Source organism: Actinomadura pelletieri DSM 43383 (assembly GCF_003634705.1).
GTDB classification, from domain to species: Bacteria; Actinomycetota; Actinomycetes; order Streptosporangiales; family Streptosporangiaceae; genus Spirillospora; species Spirillospora pelletieri.
In genome coordinates, this window is the sequence record NZ_RBWU01000001.1 from 1380239 (window position 1) to 1399290 (window position 19052).

The 19052-nt window shown below is 69.7% G+C and carries 21 protein-coding genes; 13 read left to right on the forward strand and 8 right to left on the reverse strand.

Going from position 1 to position 19052, the window contains the following annotated elements; translation table 11 throughout:
- Positions 1-66 precede the first annotated feature (66 nt).
- Positions 67-435 (reverse strand): winged helix-turn-helix transcriptional regulator, encoded by a 369-nt coding sequence (locus BZB76_RS06255; protein ID WP_121433274.1) that lies wholly within the window; start codon positions 433-435, stop codon positions 67-69.
- Positions 436-567: 132 nt separating this feature from the next.
- Here BZB76_RS06255 and BZB76_RS06260 point away from each other — a divergent pair, with 132 nt between their 5' ends.
- Positions 568-1305: an SDR family oxidoreductase gene (locus tag BZB76_RS06260; protein WP_121433275.1), complete on the forward strand. Its 738-nt coding sequence runs from the start codon at positions 568-570 to the stop codon at positions 1303-1305.
- Between the two features lie 290 nt (positions 1306-1595).
- A complete protein-coding gene (locus BZB76_RS06265; RefSeq protein ID WP_121433276.1) occupies positions 1596-2237 on the forward strand; it encodes a DUF4360 domain-containing protein in 642 nt (213 codons plus the stop codon).
- A gap of 581 nt (positions 2238-2818) precedes the next feature.
- Here the strand turns inward: BZB76_RS06265 and BZB76_RS06270 are convergent.
- The 6 genes from BZB76_RS06270 to BZB76_RS06295 form a co-directional block, all read right to left on the reverse strand.
- Positions 2819-3799 carry a helix-turn-helix domain-containing protein gene (locus BZB76_RS06270; RefSeq protein ID WP_170180523.1) on the reverse strand — a complete coding sequence of 327 codons (981 nt, stop codon included), beginning with the start codon at positions 3797-3799 and terminating at the stop codon, positions 2819-2821.
- A 420-nt stretch (positions 3800-4219) separates the two neighbouring features.
- A complete protein-coding gene (locus tag BZB76_RS06275) occupies positions 4220-4411 on the reverse strand; it encodes a DUF397 domain-containing protein (protein ID WP_121433278.1) in 192 nt (63 codons plus the stop codon).
- Between the two features lie 10 nt (positions 4412-4421).
- Positions 4422-4604, reverse strand: a complete 183-nt coding sequence (locus BZB76_RS06280; RefSeq protein WP_121433279.1) for a DUF397 domain-containing protein — start codon at positions 4602-4604, stop codon at positions 4422-4424.
- Complete coding sequence (locus BZB76_RS06285; RefSeq protein WP_211342846.1) at positions 4579-4800, reverse strand: DUF397 domain-containing protein; 222 nt, start codon at positions 4798-4800, stop codon at positions 4579-4581. Before BZB76_RS06285 ends, BZB76_RS06280 begins: the two co-directional genes overlap by 26 nt.
- Positions 4801-4811: 11 nt before the next feature.
- A complete protein-coding gene (locus BZB76_RS06290; RefSeq protein WP_121433280.1) occupies positions 4812-5009 on the reverse strand; it encodes a DUF397 domain-containing protein in 198 nt (65 codons plus the stop codon).
- Positions 5009-5815 carry a helix-turn-helix domain-containing protein gene (locus tag BZB76_RS06295; protein ID WP_121433281.1) on the reverse strand — a complete coding sequence of 269 codons (807 nt, stop codon included), beginning with the start codon at positions 5813-5815 and terminating at the stop codon, positions 5009-5011. The genes BZB76_RS06290 and BZB76_RS06295 overlap by 1 nt, the downstream gene beginning before the upstream one ends.
- Before the next feature lie 110 nt (positions 5816-5925).
- Between BZB76_RS06295 and BZB76_RS06300 the strand changes: the two genes are divergently transcribed.
- A complete protein-coding gene (locus BZB76_RS06300; protein WP_121433282.1) occupies positions 5926-6357 on the forward strand; it encodes an ATP-binding protein in 432 nt (143 codons plus the stop codon).
- The gene (locus BZB76_RS06305) at positions 6351-6674 is read left to right on the forward strand and encodes a hypothetical protein (RefSeq protein WP_211342847.1); all 324 of its coding nucleotides are present in this window, start codon (positions 6351-6353) and stop codon (positions 6672-6674) included. Before BZB76_RS06300 ends, BZB76_RS06305 begins: the two co-directional genes overlap by 7 nt.
- Here the strand turns inward: BZB76_RS06305 and BZB76_RS06310 are convergent, their stop codons facing one another.
- Positions 6675-7913, reverse strand: a complete 1239-nt coding sequence (locus BZB76_RS06310) for a L,D-transpeptidase (protein WP_246006772.1) — start codon at positions 7911-7913, stop codon at positions 6675-6677. It abuts the gene before it with no gap.
- A 553-nt stretch (positions 7914-8466) separates the two neighbouring features.
- On the opposite strand from BZB76_RS06310, the gene BZB76_RS06315 reads away from it, so the two are divergent.
- The 9 genes from BZB76_RS06315 to BZB76_RS06355 all read left to right on the forward strand — a co-directional run bounded on the left by BZB76_RS06315 (position 8467) and on the right by BZB76_RS06355 (position 19029).
- Positions 8467-9888 carry a sugar transferase gene (locus BZB76_RS06315; RefSeq protein WP_147449345.1) on the forward strand — a complete coding sequence of 474 codons (1422 nt, stop codon included), beginning with the start codon at positions 8467-8469 and terminating at the stop codon, positions 9886-9888.
- Positions 9885-11177 (forward strand): O-antigen ligase family protein, encoded by a 1293-nt coding sequence (locus BZB76_RS06320; RefSeq protein ID WP_121433286.1) that lies wholly within the window; start codon positions 9885-9887, stop codon positions 11175-11177. Before BZB76_RS06315 ends, BZB76_RS06320 begins: the two co-directional genes overlap by 4 nt.
- Entirely contained in the window at positions 11174-12811 is a 1638-nt protein-coding gene (locus tag BZB76_RS06325; RefSeq protein WP_121433287.1) for a lipid II flippase MurJ, read from the forward strand. Before BZB76_RS06320 ends, BZB76_RS06325 begins: the two co-directional genes overlap by 4 nt.
- Positions 12768-13460, forward strand: a complete 693-nt coding sequence (locus BZB76_RS06330; RefSeq protein ID WP_246006773.1) for a polysaccharide deacetylase family protein — start codon at positions 12768-12770, stop codon at positions 13458-13460. Before BZB76_RS06325 ends, BZB76_RS06330 begins: the two co-directional genes overlap by 44 nt.
- Positions 13457-14590 carry a glycosyltransferase gene (locus BZB76_RS06335; protein ID WP_246006774.1) on the forward strand — a complete coding sequence of 378 codons (1134 nt, stop codon included), beginning with the start codon at positions 13457-13459 and terminating at the stop codon, positions 14588-14590. The genes BZB76_RS06330 and BZB76_RS06335 overlap by 4 nt, the downstream gene beginning before the upstream one ends.
- Positions 14574-15230 carry a YveK family protein gene (locus BZB76_RS06340; RefSeq protein ID WP_121433288.1) on the forward strand — a complete coding sequence of 219 codons (657 nt, stop codon included), beginning with the start codon at positions 14574-14576 and terminating at the stop codon, positions 15228-15230. The genes BZB76_RS06335 and BZB76_RS06340 overlap by 17 nt, the downstream gene beginning before the upstream one ends.
- Positions 15227-16348, forward strand: a complete 1122-nt coding sequence (locus BZB76_RS06345) for a GNAT family N-acetyltransferase (protein ID WP_121433289.1) — start codon at positions 15227-15229, stop codon at positions 16346-16348. The genes BZB76_RS06340 and BZB76_RS06345 overlap by 4 nt, the downstream gene beginning before the upstream one ends.
- On the forward strand, positions 16332-17564 hold the full coding sequence (locus tag BZB76_RS06350; protein ID WP_121433290.1) for a glycosyltransferase: 1233 nt from the start codon (positions 16332-16334) through the stop codon (positions 17562-17564). The genes BZB76_RS06345 and BZB76_RS06350 overlap by 17 nt, the downstream gene beginning before the upstream one ends.
- Before the next feature lie 220 nt (positions 17565-17784).
- Positions 17785-19029: a carboxylate--amine ligase gene (locus tag BZB76_RS06355; protein ID WP_121433291.1), complete on the forward strand. Its 1245-nt coding sequence runs from the start codon at positions 17785-17787 to the stop codon at positions 19027-19029.
- The last annotated feature ends 23 nt before the right edge of the window (positions 19030-19052 follow it).

The following is a 19052-nucleotide window of genomic DNA, read 5'->3' on the forward strand; positions in this document are numbered from 1 at the left end:
ACGCCAGCGGTGTGGTCTTCGTCCGCTGTGGCAGTGGCCCGCACCACCTGAGATGGGGCGTGTGCGTCACTGGGGCGTGAGTGACGCGGATTCTCGGTAGGTGGTGCGTGCGGCTTGGACCTCGTCGGCGTGCTCGCCGATCCAGGTCATCAGTCCGTGCAGCAGGTGCGTGAGGCCGTTGCCGAGTTCGGTGAGCCGGTAGCTGACGGCCGGGGGTGTGGACGGGTGCACTGTGCGTGCGATCAGGCCGTCCTCCACCAGGGTGCGGAGTGTCTGGGACAGCATCTTCTCGCTGATGCCCTCGATTTTGGCGCGCAGTTCCGAGAACCGGAGTGGCCCGTCACGCAGGCCGGTCAGGATCAGCGTGGCCCATCGGCTGGTGACATGGTCGAGGACGGCGCGGGCCGGGCAGTCGACATGAAATGCGTCACCCATTTCCTTGGCAGCCCTCTTCCCATCTGGAAACCACCCGCAGCCTCATCAGCTTACCTAGAGGTATGTACTTTCCAAAAGTTAGCGGCGTTCCGTACGTTCGGCGAGCACGGAAAGTCGACGCGGAGGAAGCACATGAACAGGACCGCTCTCATCACCGGTGCGAGCCGCGGGATCGGCGCCGCGACCGCGACCCGCCTGGGCAGGCGCGGATATCACGTGATCGTCAACTACCACCGCAGCGAGAAGGCGGCGCGAGCGGTGGTCGCCGATATCGAGTCGGCGGGTGGTACGGCCGAAGCCGTGCAGGCCGATGTGCGAGATCCGGCCGAGGTCGCCGACCTCATCGCCGACGGAATTCGGATCGACCTTCTGGTCTGCAACGCCAACATCGCCCCCACCTTCGCCCCGGCGAGCGCGATGAGCTGGACGGACTTCTCCGCGAAGGTCGTGGGCGAACTGGCGGCCGTCTTCCACGTCACACAGCGCGCCCTTGAGCGGATGCTTGAGCAGCGGTCCGGGCAGATCGTCTACGTTTCGAGCGTGCTCGCTGACGTGGTCATGCCGGGTGCGCTCTCGCACGCCACCGCGAAAGCAGCCCTCAACACCTTTGCCCGCCAGATCGCAGCCGAGGCGGGCCGCCATGGGATCACCGTCAACACCGTCGCCCCCGGCCTGGTCAACACCGAGGCGACCCGCGCGGCCCGCACCTCGGAACGTGACACATTCATCGCCGAGAACTCCGTCCTCGGCCGAATCACCGAACCCGACGACGTCGCGGCCCTTATCGCCACGATCACCGACGATGGATTCCGTGCCGTCTCCGGCGCTCACATCTTCGTCGACGGCGGCCACCAACTAATAAAGGCCTAGGTGCCGCCGGACGAGCGTGCTGGTTGCACCTTGCGCGGGCGTCGCTCTGGAATGTCGATGCCGGGCAGGAACCGGCAGGTCACCGTGCTCGGTGCGGGAGAGTTGATCGGAGGCCGGTGGAGGTATTGGTGCCCTTCAAGTTAAAAGGTGAAAGGAAACAGAACGAATTCAACATTGACATTGTTTGATAACCGGAATTAGTCTGATGGTGATTCCCGGCGCCAGGATCATCGCGGCTGTACCGGCCACCGGCACGGCCTTCGCTCACGCCTGGCCTGGAGTGCTGCCCAATGGTGAACACCGGACGCACGATGCTCGTGGCCCTGAGTGCCGCTCTCGTCCTGCCCTGTCTGACCTCCACGGCGTCCGCCGACCCCATCCCGCCCACGGAGATGACCCTGAAGGTGAGGGAATTCTCCGGTACAGGATGCCCGCCCGGCCCGGCCGCGCAAATAAGGCTTTCCCTCAAGAAGGATCACACCGGATTCACCCTCGGACTGGGCTCGATGGCTGCCAAGATCGGCCCCGGCTCAGGAGAAGGTGAACTCCATAAAGGCTGCGACCTGATCCTTGATCACGATATTCCGTCGAGCCACACCTTTGCCCTCAAGCCGGTGACCTACACCGTTCGTGGGCAACTGAGGACCGGTACCACGGCTACTTTGTGGGTGCGGACCTTCTTCACGGGCGATCAGGGCATACCGACGAGAACGGAGAAGCTCAGCGGCCCTTTCACAGGGCTCCGGCAACTTCCGCCCGCCGACACCGAACTGCGGTACAACCCGTGCGGCGAGGATCGCCTCATCCGCATCCAGACAAACTTGCTCGTTGACGCCCCGGACAAGTCCAGAAGGAACTTCCTCGAACTACCCAACGACGACCTCTATGAATTCGCCTGGAAAGAGTGCCCTGACCCACGCCGATCCTCGTGAACGGCGGTTCCGGTGCGCCTCATTCCCTAGGGTGCCAACGTGCCACGAAGGCCGGGACCACCGACGACTCGACGCCGTCGGTGGTCTCCGGCGTTCGTCCCTTTCGACGGCGGCCACCCCGAAGTGGAGCCCCGACGCCGAATCGCCATGACGGAGAGGATCTCGACGTCGTCAGGGTGGAGGATGTTGTGGTCACCGTTGGGCTGTTCGACGCGTCCTGGACGTCTAGGACGCGCCCCCGCTGCCCCCGAGACATCCTTGTCGGCGTCGAAGGCATCCCTGGGACGTCCTTCACCGACGCAACCAACTCATACAGCTCTTTTGGTCACCCCGTCCCCTTCCAAACGCCTGTGGCCCGAAGGCTGGCGTAAAATACGCTCAGGATTCCGAAGTCAAAGGCGATCGGTCAAACGTCGAGACGCACGAAAAACGCGACCCGCAGCGGACGTTGTTCACCACGTGCCGAGCCCCCTGGCATCCCACTTTTTCTCCCCGCTGAAATTGGCGTTTAGTGAAGTGTGGCACGCGGTGGCTGGGCGTGTCATTGTCAAGGAGTGCACTGTGTGTGGGGCTGAGTGCACTCAGCCGGCGGCACGGCCGGCGTCGTGGCTGGCGCGGCGGAACTCACCGGGTGTCATGCCGTAGGTGGAGCGGAAGGTTCGAGTGAAGTGGGCGCGGTCGGTGAGTCCCCAGCGAGCGGCGATGGCGTGCACGGGGTGCCCGGCGAGACGAGGATCGGCCAGGTCGCGGTGACAGCGTTGCAGCCGCTGGTGCCGGATCCAGGCGCCTATGGTCAGTTCCTCGGATTCGAAAAGTTTATGGAGGTAGCGGACCGATATGCGATGAGCTGCGGCGATGGTGGCAGGGGAGAGGGCGGGATCGGCGAGATGCTGATCGATGAAGTGATAGATCTGTGCCAGCAGCGTCTTTCGCTGGGTGGCATCATCGACGGCGTTGTCGATGTCCAGGTGCTGGGCAAGGGCGGCTGCGGTCAGGTCCAGGGTGATCCGGGCCAGTGCCGACCGGTCGACACTGGAGTAGGTGTCGGCTTGGCGCAGCACCTGCTGAAGATGGCTCACCAGCACCGCTCCCATTCCGGTCCGCGTGTCCAGCGGGCCCGGGATCATATCGTCGATCACACGGGTGGGCAGCCGTAGCTCGTTACGAGGAACCCCGACCATCAGTGCCCGCGCGTACCGGGAGGCCTGCCAGCCCTCCGAGGGAAGATGGGTGTCCATAATCAAGGACTGCCCCGCTCTGAGCACCACTCGATGATCTTTCGTGGCATACCCGATGACTCCCTGAAGTATGAAGAAGAAGCCATAGAGATCGGGGTCATCCGACCGGATCAGTTTGGCCGGGCGAGACGACCGTATCGGCGCGCCCGACGCCTCCGAGATCTGCACCTCGCCCAGGCTCAAGGAGTGCAGGGAAGCATGAAAGGCGGCAACTTCCGCACTGCGGATGTAGCAAGGCACCTGGCTGCGCAGCACCACGTCGTACCAGAACGGAAAGCGATCAGTCGGCGGCAGGCCATCGGTCGTCAAATGCAGCGTCGTCATGATCGCTCCTGGTAGAAGACGGGCTCCTCGAAGATGGTCCATGCGCCGCAGCGGAACCCGCCAGACCAATGACCAGAGCCTGCCATGCTCGAAACCAAATCGGTCAGTGGCAATCCCTCGATCGGGCCGCGCCAGGCGCCGCGTCCCCACCACTGTACGAAAGAGATCGGACAGATCAACTCTGATACCGCTTCAGGGCAACCCCCGAGCCGCACTCAGTACAGGCAAGACACTGCCGCACAACCTGCCGATCACCGTCCGAGGAGAACAGCGAAGCCTGCGGGGATGAGTGCAAGGCAGCCTGTGCTCGAGGCCTTGCCACCCCTGTACCCGACGCTCACGCCAGGCTCATTGACCTCGACGCACTCATCCCCATAGGCGCCGCCTGGCCCGCACGACGCCATGCGGGCATAGCACTCCTCAGAGGTTCAGCTCGTTTCGCTTCGCCTGGACGAGAAGAGCGTCGAAGGCTGCGGGGGTGAGGGTGAGGTGGGGTGTGTGGGGAGCCTTGCTGTCGCGGATGCCGAGCTCTTGGCCCAGATCAGCTACCTCAACGCAGTCTGACTGGGTCGAGGTGCTCTCGCTGTGACTGGATTTGCGCCATGTGGCCATGGCCCGCTCCTTAGAGGTCCAGCTTGCCGTGCTTTACCTGGGTGAGGAGGGCGGCGAAGGCGTCGGGGGTGAGGTTGAGGTGGCCGGTGTCTGGAGCTTTGCTGTCTCTGATGGCGATGGTGTCGGGTAGGGCAGCCAGCTCGACGCAGTTGCCATGATCCTCCGACCTAATAGATCTGCGCCATGTGGTCATGGTTTGCTCCCTCAGTAGTCGAGGTCGCCCTGTTTCGCCTGGTGAAGGAGGGTGGCGAAGGCTGCAGGGGTGAGGGTGCGGTGGGGGCGTAAGGGGTTTTGCTGTCTCTGATGGCGATGGCGCCGGGGATCGCGGCCATCTCAACGCAGTGACCTCCGGTCTCGTCGCTGTGACTGGACTTCCGCCATGTGGCCATGGCCTGCTCCTTTAGGGGTCCAGCTTGCCGTGTTTTGCCTGGGTGAGGAGGGTGGTGAAGGCGTCGGGGGTGAGGGTGAGATGGGGGGTGTGAGGGGCTTTGCTGTCGCGGAAGCCGATGCCGGTGGGAAGTTGCGCGAGTTCCACGCACTGCTCGGAGGTGCCACCTGTGCTTCGGCTGCTCTTGCGCCATTCGGGGGGAGTCGTCATCACGTGTTCTCCATTGCGTCCTTGAGTAGTGCCCGGGACATCTCCACGGGTAGTGCTATGGCACCGATGCGGTCGAACCTTTTCCGCAGGCCCGCCACCTCTTCGGTGTCCAACTCTAGTCGGCCCCCGTTTGGCGCTACAAGGTAACCGATCTCGCCCTCCTTGACCCTCAGGACCTTGAACGGTCCATCTAGGCCTTCGTTGGCGCCCGCACTGTTTGGAACGATGCGCAAGATCACGTTCGGAAGGTGCGAAAGCCGGATCAGGTGCGCGATCTGCTCCCGCATCACGTCTCGTCCGCCTACGTCCGGCCCCAGGACCGTCTCTGCGATGAGTACCCAAACTTCCGGGGCGCTCGCTCTATGCAAGACCGTCTGGCGCGCTATGCGAGCTTCGACAGACTTTTCCAGGTTTTTGGGGCGGCCAGCCAATAGCAGCGCGCGTGCGTAGCCGGGGGTTTGGAACAGGTCCGGAACCAGTTGGCCCTCGTACATGCGGATCTCGGACGAACGTTCCTCGAAGGCTAGGTAGTTCTTGTTCCAATTCGGGTCATGGCCCAGGCGAGCGAACCACAGAAGGACGCCGAACAGGCCGCCGGTGTTCCATCGGGCGTCCAGGATCTTGGCCTCGTTCTCCTTGAGCTGTGATTCGCCGCTCTCGAGTCTGGAAATCGAGGAGCGGGACCGGTTGAGCCAGCGCGCGACGGTGTCGCCGGTCTGGCCGTGTTGTGTGCGGAAAAACCGCAGGTAGAACGCGATGGTCGCCCAGAGGTTGAGCCTCGGGTCAGGTGGCTCGTTGACGTTCATTCTGCCGGTGCCCCTCTCATCCGACTTCCGGGTCTTTCACGGAATAGCGACAAGCTAACTCCTTGGCGCCACGCTTGTTCGAAGAATGCAAAGAAAAGGAGGAGGGGGAAATGGTGGCGAAAGTGGTGCAGGTGGGCGAGTTGGACATTTCTTGTCGGGCCGCCGGGACGGTGCCGGGGATGGTGCGGTCGTTGGTGGGGTTCCGGCTTGCGGACTGGGGGCTGGAGCGGGTCGCCGGGGATGTGCTTCTGGTGGCCGGTGAATTGGTCGCCAATGCGGTGCAAAGTGCGCCGGATCGGGAAATTCGGGTCAAGTTCACCCGGGACGTCGGGGCCGTCGTGGTGGCGGTGTGGGATCCGGGTGATGGGATGCCGGTGGCGCGGCCGGTTGTGGAGGTGACCCTGGATGACATTCGGGGTGACGCGTTGGCGTTGGAGGAGGGCGGGCGGGGGCTTCAGATCGTTCAGGCGCTCGCGTCCGGCTGCGGGGTCAAGGCGACGCCGCCGGTCGGGAAGTGGGTGTGGGCGGCGGTCGCGTGTTGAGCCGGTGGTGGACGTGGCGGCGGAGGCGGACCGCCGTCCGGTACCTGGACGTGTTGGCGCTCGCGGTCAAGGTGCGCGGGTGGCGGTGCGTGAAGCTGTACGGGCGCGAGTTCCCCCGGCCGCTGCTCTGGGTGTACGCGAGCGGCGTCGCCGACGATGTCGGGATCGTCATCGACGTGCGGGTCTGCGGCCGGGGGCTCTGGGGCTACCACGACGTCCGGAGGGCCGCCTATCTGTCTCCGTGCGGGGACGCCAAGGCGGCCGCGGAGCAGGTCGACCTGCTCCTCAAGCGCCGCATGTACCCGTCCACCTGGTGATCAGGGGTGGGGGGTGGTGGTTATGGGTTTGCCTAGGGCGCTGCCCTTTGTCCACTTTGTGAAGGGGAGTTGCCAGTAGCCCCAGCCGTTCCACCAGGTTAGGGGGCGGTTCGTGCCGGTGATGGTGACTATGTCGCCGCGGTAGGACCAGTTGTAGAACCATTGGGCGTCGGCGGACGGGGAGCGGACGCAGCCGTGGCTGCAGTTGCGGCGGCCGAGGCAGGACGGGTCGTCCATGTTCTGGTGGATGTACTCGCCGCTGTTGGAGATGCGGGTCGCCCACGGGACCTTCTCGTCGTACCAGCCGGGGTCGCCCTTCTTCTTGCCGGGCGGGCGCATGCGTTCCAGGAGGCTGCGGTCCATGGTGAGGTGGACGCCGCTGGTGGTGATCAGGTGGTCGACGCCGTCGCGCTGGACGTCGCCGCCCTTGCCGAGGCTGACCGGCCAGGTGCGGATGACGCGGCCGTTCTTCTTGACGACCGCGCGGTGGGTCTTGGCGCTGATGTTGATGGTGTGGGAGTCGCCGATCCGGAAGGTGCGGGTGACGTCGCGGTCGCCGAAGACGTTGTCGCCGATCTTCAGGCCCGCGTAGTGGACGGTGACGGTGACCTTCTGGTGCGGCTTCCATGGGCGGGCGGGGCGGAAGACCACCGAGGGGAGGCCGTTGAAGGACTCGCCGGGGCTGAGCCAGCGCCATGAGCCCTCGGTGGGCGTGGTCGAGGAGATCTCGATGCTGCGCTCGACGGCGGCCTTGGCCTTTTCGGGGACGGCCTTGTTGAACTGGACGAACACCGGCATTCCGGTGCCGACGGTCTCGTTCTGGCTCGGGACCACGTTGTTGATCCGGGTGGCGGCCGTGGCGCGGCTGGTGCGGAACGCGCTGGTCGCCGTGGTGGTCTTGCCGGTGGGGGAGGTCGCCGTGGCCGACACCTCGTAGGAGCCGCCGGGTTTCAGGGTCCAGGTGGAGCGCCAGGTGGTCTTGTCGGCGGACAGGGCGCCGGGGACGTCGGCTCCCTTGAGTTTCACCGAGACCGGACCGAGTGTTCCGCCGGACGCCTTGACGGTCACCCCGGTGTCGGGACGGGCCTTGCCGTCGCCGTTCGCGGGGGTGATCGTCACCTGCGGGGTGCCCTCGTCACCGCCCTTCGTGGTCGTCCCGCCGCCGCTGTCGCCGCCGCCTCCGCCGCATGCCGTCGCCAGCCCCAGGACCAGCGCCATCGCCAACGCCTTGCCTCGCACCGCTCTCCCTCATCAGCCCGCCGGGCCCGCACCCCGGCATCAAGATCGCTTACGGAACGGGCCTGATGTTCCGGCCCGCGTGGTGGCGGGCGGGCGGGTCGACACGTCCGATGGGGTCCATTGTCCCGCGAAGGTCGGCCACCTGTGACCGGTTTCCGGATCCCTCGTGTCCCGTGCGGCGGTGGGACGCTTCCGGAAATAATTGGCGGAATTCCGGCGTGGGGGAAATGCCGCCGGGAACGGATGATCACTTTGGCGCGGTGATGGGGCTTTCCGGGGACGTTCCCGCAGGCCGGGGGCCTGGTCTTGATCTTCTATTCAAGATTGGGAAGGCGGCGGTCAAAAGCGGCGATCCGCGTGCGGGGGCGCGCGATGCTGGATTGTGGCCGCCGTGCCGGTTCATGTCGGGTCACCTGGTGAAAGGCGGGAAGGCCGACGCTTTGCGGCGGTGGAGTTCACAAGAAGACACGTTTGTGGTCCTGGCGGAGTCCGGGTTCCTCGCCCGGCTTGAACGCCGGGGCATCCTCCAGTGAATCCGGTGAAGGGGCGCGCGATGAGTACCCAGGGGTTGAGTCCCTCCATCGACTCCGGTGCGTCCGATCTCACCTCCGGTGCGGCGGTCGTCGCGCCGGACCGTCCGTATCGCGGGGCGGGCGCGCGGGTGCTGGGCATGTTGGGCCCGGTGTGCGTCGCCGTGGCGGACGGTTGGGCGATGGCGGTCGCGGTGGCGGCGCTGCGGCCGGGGCCGGGTGCGGCGCTGCCGGGCGCGGCGGCCGTGGCGATCATCGTGTGCAATGCGGCCGGTGGGCTCTACCGGGTGCGGCGGAGCCCGTCGCTGCTGGCGGACGCGCCGCGGGTGCTCGTTCGGACGGCGGGTGTGGGCGCGGCGGTGCTGCTGCTTGGCCCGGTGCGGGACGCGACCCTCGCCTGGTTGTGGATCATCGTGGTGGCCGGGGGGTCGGCGCTCGGTGTCCGGGCGTTCGTGAACGCGGCGGTCAGGACGTACCGGTTTCGGCGGTCGTGGGCGCGGCCTGCGCTGGTGGTCGGGACGGGTGGGACGTCCGCTCATCTGATCGGCATCCTGCGGGAACGCGGGGAGTTCGGGCTGGCCGCGGTCGGGCAGGTGGCGGCCGGGGTTCACGGGGAGCCCGTGGCGCCTCTGGTGGGAGAGATCGCCGACCTGCCCGCGCTTGTCGAGCGGTACGGGGTCGATGTCCTGGTCGTGGTCGCCGAGGACGTCCACCCGGATCAGCTGGGAACGGTCCTGCACGTCTCGTTCGGGTTGCCGTGCGAGACGCTGCTCGTCCGGCCGCCGTCGGACATGGTGCCGGTGCCGGTGGCGCGGCGGGAACAGCTCGCCGGGCTGACCTGCGCGCGGGTCGGGTGGGGGCTGCGGGAGCCGTCCGCCAGGTGCGCGAAGCGGCTGCTCGACGTGGGGGTCGGGGCGTTGCTGCTGCTGATGGCCTTGCCGGTGTTCGTGGCGTGTGCCGTCGCGGTGCGACTGGACGGTCCGGGCGTGCTGTTCCGGCAGCGGCGCGTCGGGCTCGGCGGCAAGGAGTTCGTCCTGTTGAAGTTCCGGACGTTGCGGCCGGTCGACGAGCGCGAGTCCGACACCCGCTGGACGGTCGACGGAGAACGCGTCGGGAAGGTCGGGCGATTCCTGCGGGCCACGTCGCTGGACGAGCTTCCGCAACTGTGGAACGTCATTCGCGGTGACATGAGCATGGTGGGGCCGCGTCCCGAAAGGCCGCATTTCGTGGAGCAGTTCTCCCGGACGTGCCCCGGATACTCGCTGCGGCACCGGGTGCCCGCCGGGTTGACGGGATGGGCGCAGATCCACGGGTTCCGGGGTGACACTTCCATCGAGCTGCGCGCCCGGCTCGACAACCACTACATCGACCACTGGACGTTCACCGACGATCTGAAGATCCTGCTGCTGACCGTCCGGGCGATGATCTTCCGGGACGCGGGATGACGGTATCCGCGCTTCCCCTCCCCTGGCGGCTGGCCGGTCTCCGGCGGCCGAGCTGGCTGGTCGCCGCGGCCGTGGTCAGTGTCGGGGCGCCGCCCGGTTCGGAGTCGTTCGGCCCGGGTGTGCAGGTCACGTTCGGGGACGTCGCCAGCGCCGGGCTGGTGCTGGCCGCCGCCTTCCTGCTGGTCACCAGGCGGGTCGTGCTGCCGCGCGCCGCGTTCCTGGCGTTCGGGCCGCTGGTGGCGGGGCTCGGGATCAGCACGGTGTGCTCCGCCGACATCGCGTCGAGCCTGCCCGGGTTCGTCCGCGCCTTACAAATCTTCGTGCTGGTGCCGCTGGCCGTGGTCGTGCTCGTCCGGGACCGCCGTGACCTCTCGATCGTCTGCGCGTCGCTGCTCGGGCTCGGACTGGGCGAGGCCACGTACGGGATCTGGCAGTCGGCCACCGGGAACGGCGCGTCGATGGGCGGCCAGACCATCCGGGCGGTGGGGACGTTCGGGTCGCTGGACGTCATGGCCATGTCCATCGTGGTCGGGTTCGCGTTCCTGGTGCTGACCGCGTTCGCGATGGCCGCCCCCGGACGCGGCGTCACCGTCGTCGTGGCCGCGCTCGCCGGCCTCGGCGTGCTCGCCGTCGCGCTGGCGGTCGCGTTGAGCCGCGGCACCTGGCTCGCGCTCGGCGCCGCCGCCGTGCTCGTGCTGGTGCTGTTCGACCGGTGGACGGCCGTCAAGGTGCTGACGTGCTGCGCCGCGCTGATGTTCGTGATGGTCACCGTCGCGGGCGGCGGGTCGCAGACCATCGTGGACCGGTCGAAGTCGATGGTCGGCTCGGTTCACGAACCGGACCGGTCGGTGACCGACCGCTACCACCTTTGGGGCGCCGCCGTCCGGATATGGGAGGACAATCCCGTCACCGGGGTCGGGGTGAAGAACTTCCCGGCCTACCGCGACGCCTACGCGGGCCTCGAACTGTCGTCGGGCAGCGAGACCGCCGACGCGGCGAACGGGTACGTCCGTCAGCCGCTCCTGTCGCCGCACAACGAGTACCTGCTGTTCCTGGCCGAGCAGGGCGTGGTCGGTTTCGCCGGGCTCATGGCGCTGCTCGGCGCGCTGCTCGCCGGGCTGTGGCGGCGGCGCCGCAGCCGGGACCCGCTCTGGCTCGCGAGCGTCGCGCTGGTGACGTTCCTGCTGGTCAACTTTCTGTACGCCGATCTGGGCGGGCCGACGTGCGCGCTCGTCGCGGTCGTCCTCGGGGCGGTGGCGGCACGGGCGTTCGGGACGGTGCGCGCATGACGTCGGTCGGCCGGGCCGCCGCCCTGTCCGGAGTGCTGATCGCCGCCGGGACCGGGCTCGGGTTCGCCCGCGACCTGACGGTGGCGCACCTGTTCGGCGCGGACGGCGGCACGGACGCGTTCCTCGTCGCCTGGACGATCCCCGAGACCGCCTCCCCACTGCTCATCGAGGACGCGATGGCGCTGCTCATCGTGCCCGTCGTCACGCGGCTGCTCGCGCGGGGCGACGGCCTGCGCCCGCTCATCGGCACGGTGGTGCCGCGCATGGTCCTGGGGTTGTCGCTGGTCACGGTCACGTTGATGGTGGCCGCGCCCGTCCTGGTGGACGTTCTCGCCCCCGGCCTGACCGAGCGGGGCCCGGCCGTCCAGGGCGTCCGGCTGACGGCGATCACGGTGCTGACGTTCGGGGTGGCGGGGTTCATGAGCGCCGCGCTCCGTGCCCACCACAGGTTCGGGCCGCCCGCCGCGATCTATCTCGCGTACAACGTGGGCGTGCTCGCCCTGATCGGCGGGCTGTCCGGTCTCGTCGGCATCACGAGCATCATGATCGGCGTCGCCTGCGGCAGCTTTCTAATGATCGCGGTCCAGTTGCCCGCGTTCCTGCGCTGCCTGCGCGCCACCCCCCGCGAATCGCTCCGCGAGCGCGGCACGCCGGACATGGTCGAGGTCTGGATGGGGTTCGCGGCCGTCGCACCCGCCGTCGTCTACACCGTGACCCGGCAGGCGCAGGTGTTCGTCGAGCGGTTCTTCGGCTCCGGGCTGGCCGCCGGGTCGATCTCGCACCTGAACTACGCGCAGAAGGTCGCGCAGGTGCCGATGATCCTGTCGCTGCTGATCGTGACGGTGACGTTCCCCCGGCTCGCGCGGGCCTCGGCGGACGGCGACACCCGGCTCGTCGCCCGCCGGATCCAGCAGGACCTTGTGGTCGCGAGCGCGATGGTGCTGGCGGCGACGGCGTTCCTCGTCGCGTTCGCGCCCACCATCGTCAGGGTGCTGTTCGAGCACGGGGAGTTCACGTCCGCCGACACCGACAACACCGCGTCGATCATGCGGGTGTACGCGCTCGGGCTGTGGGGGCAGTCGGCCGTCGGGCTCGCCGCGCGGGCGTTCTTCGCGCAGCGCAGACCGACCTGGCGGCCCGCGCTGGTGCTGGGCCTCGGCCTCGCCGTCACCGCCGTGATCGGTGGCGTGTTCGTCGCGTCCGCCGGGACGGTCGCGCTCGCCGCCGCCAACGCCGCCGGGATCACGCTCGCCGCCGTCCTGCTGCTGGCCGGGTTGCGGACGGGCGTCGCGCCGATCTCGCTGCGCCGGGTCGGCGTGGACGTTTCCCGGCTCGTGCTCGCCGCCGTCGGGGCGTGCGGCGCCGGTGCGTTCACCGCCGCGCTGCTCGGTGGCGGCGCGGTCGTGGAACTCGTCGTGGGCGGGGTGGTGACAGGGGCGGCTTTCGTGGTGCTGACCGTCCTGATCGCACCCGACCTTCTTATCGCTTCATTTCGTCGTGGCAGAACCGAATCGGGGGAGAGCAGTGAGCCAGCCGACCGAACCGACACGAGTGACGGCGCCCGCGCGTCCGACGGAGGAGATCCGACCGGTGCCGCTGGTGCTGATGTACCACTCGGTCGACCATTTCGATGAGGACCCGCACCTGGTGACGGTGTCGCCCGCGCGGTTCGCGCGGCAGATGGCGTGGCTGCGGGCGAGGGAACTGCGCGGTGTCGGCATGCGCGAATACCTGGACGCGCACGCCGCCGGACGGGCCCGCGGCCTCGTCGGGCTGACCTTCGACGACGGCTACGCCGACTTCGCGACCCGGGCCCTTCCGGTGCTGTTGCGCTACGGGTTCGGCGCCACGGTGTTCGTCGTCACCGGACGGATCGGCACCTACAACGCGTGGGACGACGGCCCCCGCAAACCGCTCATGACGTCCGACCAGCTCCGAACCGTCGCGGACGCGGGCATCGAGGTCGCCTCGCACGGACGGCACCACGTCTCCCTGCCCGAAACCGATGAGACCGAACTGCGCGAGGAACTGGAGGAGAGCCGGGCCGCGCTGGAGGAACTGGTCGACGGGCCCGTCACCGGGTTCGCCTACCCGTACGGGCACGCCACGCCCCGGGAGGTGGCGGCGGTACGGGCCGCGGGATACGACTACGCCTGCGACATCGGTCCCGACGAGCCGCAGCGGCACGCGCTGCCCCGCACCTATGTCGGCGACCGGGACGGGCCGCTGCGGCTCCGGGCGAAGGTCGTCCGGCATGAGCTGCGGCACCGGAGCCGCGTGTGACCCGGGTCCTGCACGTGATCACCGGGCTGGAGCGCGGTGGCGCGGAACGGCAGCTCGCGCTGCTGCTGCGGCATCTTCCCGTCGCGAGCGAGGTCGCGGTGCTGACCCGGGTCGGGTCGGTCGGCGCGGAGATCCGGCGGGCGGGGGTGACCGTCCACGAGATCGGGATGCGCGGGAACCGGGACCTCGCCGCGCTGCCCCGGCTGGTGCGGGTGATCAGGCGGGGACGGTACGACGTCGTCCATACGCACCTGTACCGGGCGTGCGTGTACGGGAGGGTCGCGGCCCGTCTGGCCGGTACGTCCCGTGTCGTCGCGACCGAGCATTCGCTGGGCGACGGCCACATCGAAGGACGTTCCACGACGCGCGGCGTCCGGGCGCTGTACCGGACGACGGAACGGCTCGGGTCGGTGACCGTCGCGGTGTCGCCGACCGTCGCGGCCCGGCTGCGCGGCTGGGGGGTGCGGCCCGGCCGGATCGTCGTGATCCCGAACGGCGTCGACGCGGCGGAGTTCGCGTTCGACGCCGAGCGGCGCACCGAGACACGGCGGCGGCTCGGCATCGGCGCGGACGAACCCGTCGTCGGTGTGGCCGGTCGGCTCGTCCCCACGAAACGGTTCGACCTGGTCGTCGAGGCGGTCGCCAGGCTGGACGGCGTCCGGCTGCTGGTCGCCGGGACGGGCCCGATGCGGGAGCCGCTCGAACGGCTCGTGCGGGCCTTCGGCGTCGCCGACCGGGTGACCTTCGCCGGTGAGGTGTCGGACATGCCGGGCGCGCTCGCCGCGATGGACGTGCTCGCCGCGCCGTCCGTCCAGGAGAGTTTCGGCCTCGGGGTCGTGGAGGCCCTGGCCGCCGGGCTGCCCGTCCGTTACACGACCTGCCCGGCCCTCGACGACCTTCCGCCCGGTGAGGCCCCGAACGCCCGGCGCCTGCCCTCCGACGTGCGGGCCTGGACCGCCGAACTCCGGCGGGTCCTGGAGTCGGCGGCGAACCGGGACAGGACGGTCGTGCCGCCGGTCGTCGGCCGCTACGCCATCGCCGAGCAGGCCGCCCGGCTCACCCGGCTCTACCGGGCCGAGACGCCCGAAACCGTTCCGACACGAGAAAGGGCTCATGATGCCGCCACTTGACGGCGAAGGAAGGTGGCGTGGCGCGATCGTCGCGACGCTGCGCCGCTTCGGGGTGTCGATCGCGTTGGTCCTGGCCGGGTTCCTCGGCGGGCTCGGATACGCGCTGTTCGCGCCCACCACCTACACCGCGACCGCGTTCGTGCTGGTCGTGGAGGAGACCGATGACGGACGGACCGCCCCCGCGGCGGTGAGCTTCGCGCAGGCGTACGGGCGGCTCGCGCCGCTGCCGGAGACGCTGCGGTACTCCACACGCCCGCTGCCGAAGGTCAAGCCGGGCCGGACACGCGACCATGTCCGGGCGTCCACCTCGCCGGACACGCCGCTGATCCGGCTCACCGGCAGCGGACGGACGTCCCGGGTCGCCGCCGGGTTCGCCAACGCCGCCGCCGACGCGCTCGTCCGGTACGGGACGACCCACCGCGCCGAAACCGGGGTCCGGGTCACGCTGATGAGCCTCGCGGTGCCGCCGTCCGCGCCGACATCGCCGAACCTGCCCCTCGGCGTCGCCGTCGGCACCGCGTCGGGTGTGCTGCTCGCCGGGCTGAGCGCCGCCGTGCTGAGCGGGCGGCGGCCTCCGCGCGGCGGGTCCGGCGCGGAGCGGCCCGAGTCCGCCCGTCGGCTCGCGGAGGTGGGATCGTGACGGCCGTCGCGCCCGCCGCCCGGCTCGCCTCTCCGGCGGTCGACTGGACGGCGGAGGTCCACCGGGACGAACAGTCGCTCATCGGCGCGGCCGACGAACTGCGCGACCTCTACGACCGCAGCCCCGCAGCGACGCCGTTCCAGACCTACGAGTGGATCAAGGCGTGGTGGGGCTGGTACGGGACGCGCGGGCGGCTCCGGCTCGTCCTGGTCCGGCGCCGGGGACGGCTCGTCGCGGCGGCGCCGCTGATGGCGAGCGTCCGGCACGGGTTCCCGGTGCTGGTGCCGATCGCGGCGGAGCAGAGCGACTTCACCGACTTCCTCCTCGATCCCGTGTACGCGGACGGCGCCGTCCGGCATCTGGTCAGGGCACTGCTGGACGAGCGCGGAGCGTGCGCCGTCGACCTGCGCGAGGTCCGTCCCGGGTCGGCGGCGCACCTGGTCGCGGCGCGGTGGCCGCACCGGGCATGGCGGCTGCCGTCGTCGATGTGCCTGGAACTGCCCGTCGACGGGATCGACGAGGTCCTCGACCGGCTGCCGCGCCGCTCCGCCGGGAAGATGCGCGCCAAACTTCGCAAGATCGACGTGCACGGCCTCACGGTGGAGTCCGTTCCGGCGGACGGGGTGGCGGACGCCGTCCACGCCCTGCTGGACCTGCACGTCCGGCAGTGGCGGGGCCGCCCCATCAATCCCGAGCACACGCGGGAACGGTTCGGCCGCCACCTCGCCGAGGCCGCCACCGGGATGGTCCGCGACGGGCGCGCCGCCGTCCTCCAGTACCGGTCGCGGGAGCGGCTCGTCGCCAGCGACCTCGTCCTCATCGGGCACCGCCATGTCGGCGCCTACCTGTACGGCGCGGTCCCCGACCTGCGCGCCCGCGTGGACGTCTCGCTGATGCTGCTGCGCGAGGACCTCGCCATCGCGCGGGAACGGCACCGGCAGGGCGTCAGCCTGCTGCGCGGCGTCGAACCGTACAAGCTGAAATGGCGGCCGGACTTCGTGCAGAACCAGCGGATCATCCTCGGGCGGTCGGCGTCGGCCGCCGCGTTCGCCGGTCTGGCCCGGACCCGCGCGCGCCTGTCCGAGCGGCGGCGGACGGGCCATGGCCGACACGGCTGACACGGCCGACACGGCTGACACGGCACCGATCCGGGTGCTGCACGTCAGCCAGCCGAACGCGGGCGGGGTCGCCGTCTACGTCGGGCAGGTGGCCGGTGACCAGCGCGGACGCGGCTGGAACGTGGCGGTCGCCTGCCCGCCGGGCGGGGACCTGCCCGCGCGGTGCGCGGCGGCGGGCGTGCCCTGGTTCCCGTGGCCCGCCGCACGCGCCCCCGGCCCCCGGACCCCGCTGGAGGCGCTCGCCCTGCGCCGCCTCGTGCGCGGCTTCGAACCGGACGTCGTCCACCTGCACTCCTCCAAGGCCGGCCTCGCGGGACGACTGCTCGGCCGCCCCGGCGGCACGACCACGATCTTCCAACCGCACGGCTGGTCATGGCTCGCCGCGACCGGCCGCCAGCGCGCCCTCAGCCTCCGCTGGGAACGGGCGGCGGCGCGGTGGACCGACGCGCTCGTCTGCGTCGGGGTCGGGGAGTTGAGCGAGGGGACGCTCGCGGGCGTGCGCGGGCCGTTCCGGGTCGTCCGCAACGGCGTCGACCGCCGCCGGTTCCGGCCCGCCGACGGCGCCGACCGGCTGGCCGCGCGGACCCGGCTCGGGATGCCCGCCGCCGTGCCACTCGCCGTCTGCGTCGGCCGGGTGACCCGGCAGAAGGGACAGGACGTCCTGGTCGAGGCCTGGTCGGACGTCACGGCGCGGTGCCCGGACGCGCGGCTCGCGATCGTCGGTGGCGGCGATGACCTCGACGCGCTGCGCCGCGAACCCGTGGCGGGTGTGCTGTTCGTCCCGACCGTGCGGGATCCGCGTGACTGGCTGGCGGCGGCCAACGTCGTCGTCCTGCCGTCCCGGTGGGAGGGGCTGCCGCTGACCGCGCTGGAGGCCCTCGCCACCGGACGCCCCCTCGTCGGGACGGACATTCCCGGCATCGCGGAGGTCGTCCGTCCCGGGGTCGGCGCGCTGGTGCCCGTGAACGATCCCGCCGCGCTCGCCAAGGAGATCACCACCCGGCTGCTCGTCCCCGGGGTCGCGGAGCGGGAGGGCCGGGAGGCGGCCGCCGCTGCCGCCGCCTACGACCTCTCCCGGACGATGGCGCACCTGGCCGACGTCACCCGCGACGTCACCGCGCCCGATGTCGCCGTGCCGCCGGAGGAACCCCGACCGGATGGTCATGGCAGGCCCGCCGAACGCCCACCGGCAATTCCCCGGCGAATGCGACAATAATGGGAAGGAGTGGACGTGGTCGACGCTTTTGATGTCCACGCCTTTTTCTCGATTTGGAAAAGGACGTCTGTGTGAATGGATAATCGCGGCGCTGACTTGTATCGTGAGTCCTAGGGCGTCCTCGGCGCATATTTCGGCACTGCCGGACGACGACAGAATTCACTGACAAGGAAGGTCGCCGTGCCACGTCATCATCCGTCGGAACGGAACCGCTGAACGCATGTTCCTCGACACGCACGTTCCGTCCACGACGCGGCTCGACCCCGGCCTTCCCGTCCTGTTGCTGCGCACCGACCGCAACGTCTTCCACCACGGGACGCTCGGGGTGATCCGGAGCCTCGGACGTGCCGGAGTGCCGGTGCACGCCATCCTGGAAGGGCGCGCGAACCCCTCGTCCCGGTCCCGCTACCTGCACCGCGGGCATCCATGGGCGCCGCCCGCCGCACGTCCCGCCGCGCTGCTGAGCCATCTGCGGATGATCGGCGAACGGGTCGGCGGCCCGGCGCTGCTCGTACCGATGGACGATGCCGGAGCGATCTTCATCGCCGAGCACGCGGACGCGTTGACGCCGCGTTTCGTCGTCCCGCACCAGGACCCGGAGGTCCCGCGCCGCGTCGCCGACAAGTCGATGCTGGTGGCGGCGTGCGCCCGGTACGGCGTCCAGTGCCCGCGAAGCGTGACGCCCGCGTCCGCCCACGAGGTGGAGGAGGCCGCGGCCGAACTCGGCCTACCGATGATCGCCAAGTGGGCGCGGCCCTGGCGGCTCCGCCCCGGGCTGCGCAGCACCACGGTCGTGCGGACGCTCGGCGAGGCGCTCCGGCTGTTCGCCGCGACCCGCGACCGCGACCCGGACGGCGACGCGGGTCCGCTGATCCTGCAACGACGCATCCCGCCCGCCGGAGGCGACTGGTTCTTCCAGGGCTATTTCGACGAGTCCCTCGACTGCCTGTTCGGCGGGACCGGACGCAAGCATCTCGCGTTCCCGCCGCAGGCCGGGCACACCGTCGCCGGGGAATGGGTCGACAACCCCGAACTCGAACGGCTCGCGGTGCGGATCGTCCGGCTCCTCGGCTGCCGCGGCCTCGTCGACCTCGACTTCCGGCGGGACGCGGCCGACGGCGGCTACCACCTGCTCGACTTCAACCCGCGGATCGGGGCGCAGTTCCGGCTGTTCACCGACCGGAACGGCCTCGACCTCGTCCGCGCCCTCCATCTCGACCAGTCGGGGCGCCGTGTCCCCGACGTCAGCCCGGCCACCGGCCGCAACCTGCTGGTGGAGAACCACTACCTCCGGCACTCCGCGGCCCGCCCCCTGCGCGTGACGGCGCGTCCGTTGCGCGAGACCCTCCGCCCGCTGCGCGAGGCCGACGAGTTCGCCTGGTACGCCGGTGACGATCTGCCGCCGTTCCTCGCGATGGGACGGCAGAGCGTGCTCCACGCCGTCGGAAGGCTCCGCACCACGTAACACCACACTTCACGGGGGGAACG

Coding starts and splice junctions, on each gene's coding strand:
- BZB76_RS06255 (WP_121433274.1), bottom strand. CDS start 435: ATGGGTGACGCATTTCATGTCGACTGCCCGGCCCGCGCCGTCCTCGAC.
- BZB76_RS06260 (WP_121433275.1), top strand. CDS start 568: ATGAACAGGACCGCTCTCATCACCGGTGCGAGCCGCGGGATCGGCGCC.
- BZB76_RS06265 (WP_121433276.1), top strand. CDS start 1,596: ATGGTGAACACCGGACGCACGATGCTCGTGGCCCTGAGTGCCGCTCTC.
- BZB76_RS06270 (WP_170180523.1), bottom strand. CDS start 3,799: ATGACGACGCTGCATTTGACGACCGATGGCCTGCCGCCGACTGATCGC.
- BZB76_RS06275 (WP_121433278.1), bottom strand. CDS start 4,411: ATGGCCACATGGCGCAAATCCAGTCACAGCGAGAGCACCTCGACCCAG.
- BZB76_RS06280 (WP_121433279.1), bottom strand. CDS start 4,604: ATGACCACATGGCGCAGATCTATTAGGTCGGAGGATCATGGCAACTGC.
- BZB76_RS06285 (WP_211342846.1), bottom strand. CDS start 4,800: ATGGCCACATGGCGGAAGTCCAGTCACAGCGACGAGACCGGAGGTCAC.
- BZB76_RS06290 (WP_121433280.1), bottom strand. CDS start 5,009: ATGACGACTCCCCCCGAATGGCGCAAGAGCAGCCGAAGCACAGGTGGC.
- BZB76_RS06295 (WP_121433281.1), bottom strand. CDS start 5,815: ATGAACGTCAACGAGCCACCTGACCCGAGGCTCAACCTCTGGGCGACC.
- BZB76_RS06300 (WP_121433282.1), top strand. CDS start 5,926: ATGGTGGCGAAAGTGGTGCAGGTGGGCGAGTTGGACATTTCTTGTCGG.
- BZB76_RS06315 (WP_147449345.1), top strand. CDS start 8,467: ATGAGTACCCAGGGGTTGAGTCCCTCCATCGACTCCGGTGCGTCCGAT.
- BZB76_RS06320 (WP_121433286.1), top strand. CDS start 9,885: ATGACGGTATCCGCGCTTCCCCTCCCCTGGCGGCTGGCCGGTCTCCGG.
- BZB76_RS06325 (WP_121433287.1), top strand. CDS start 11,174: ATGACGTCGGTCGGCCGGGCCGCCGCCCTGTCCGGAGTGCTGATCGCC.
- BZB76_RS06340 (WP_121433288.1), top strand. CDS start 14,574: ATGATGCCGCCACTTGACGGCGAAGGAAGGTGGCGTGGCGCGATCGTC.
- BZB76_RS06350 (WP_121433290.1), top strand. CDS start 16,332: ATGGCCGACACGGCTGACACGGCCGACACGGCTGACACGGCACCGATC.
- BZB76_RS06355 (WP_121433291.1), top strand. CDS start 17,785: ATGTTCCTCGACACGCACGTTCCGTCCACGACGCGGCTCGACCCCGGC.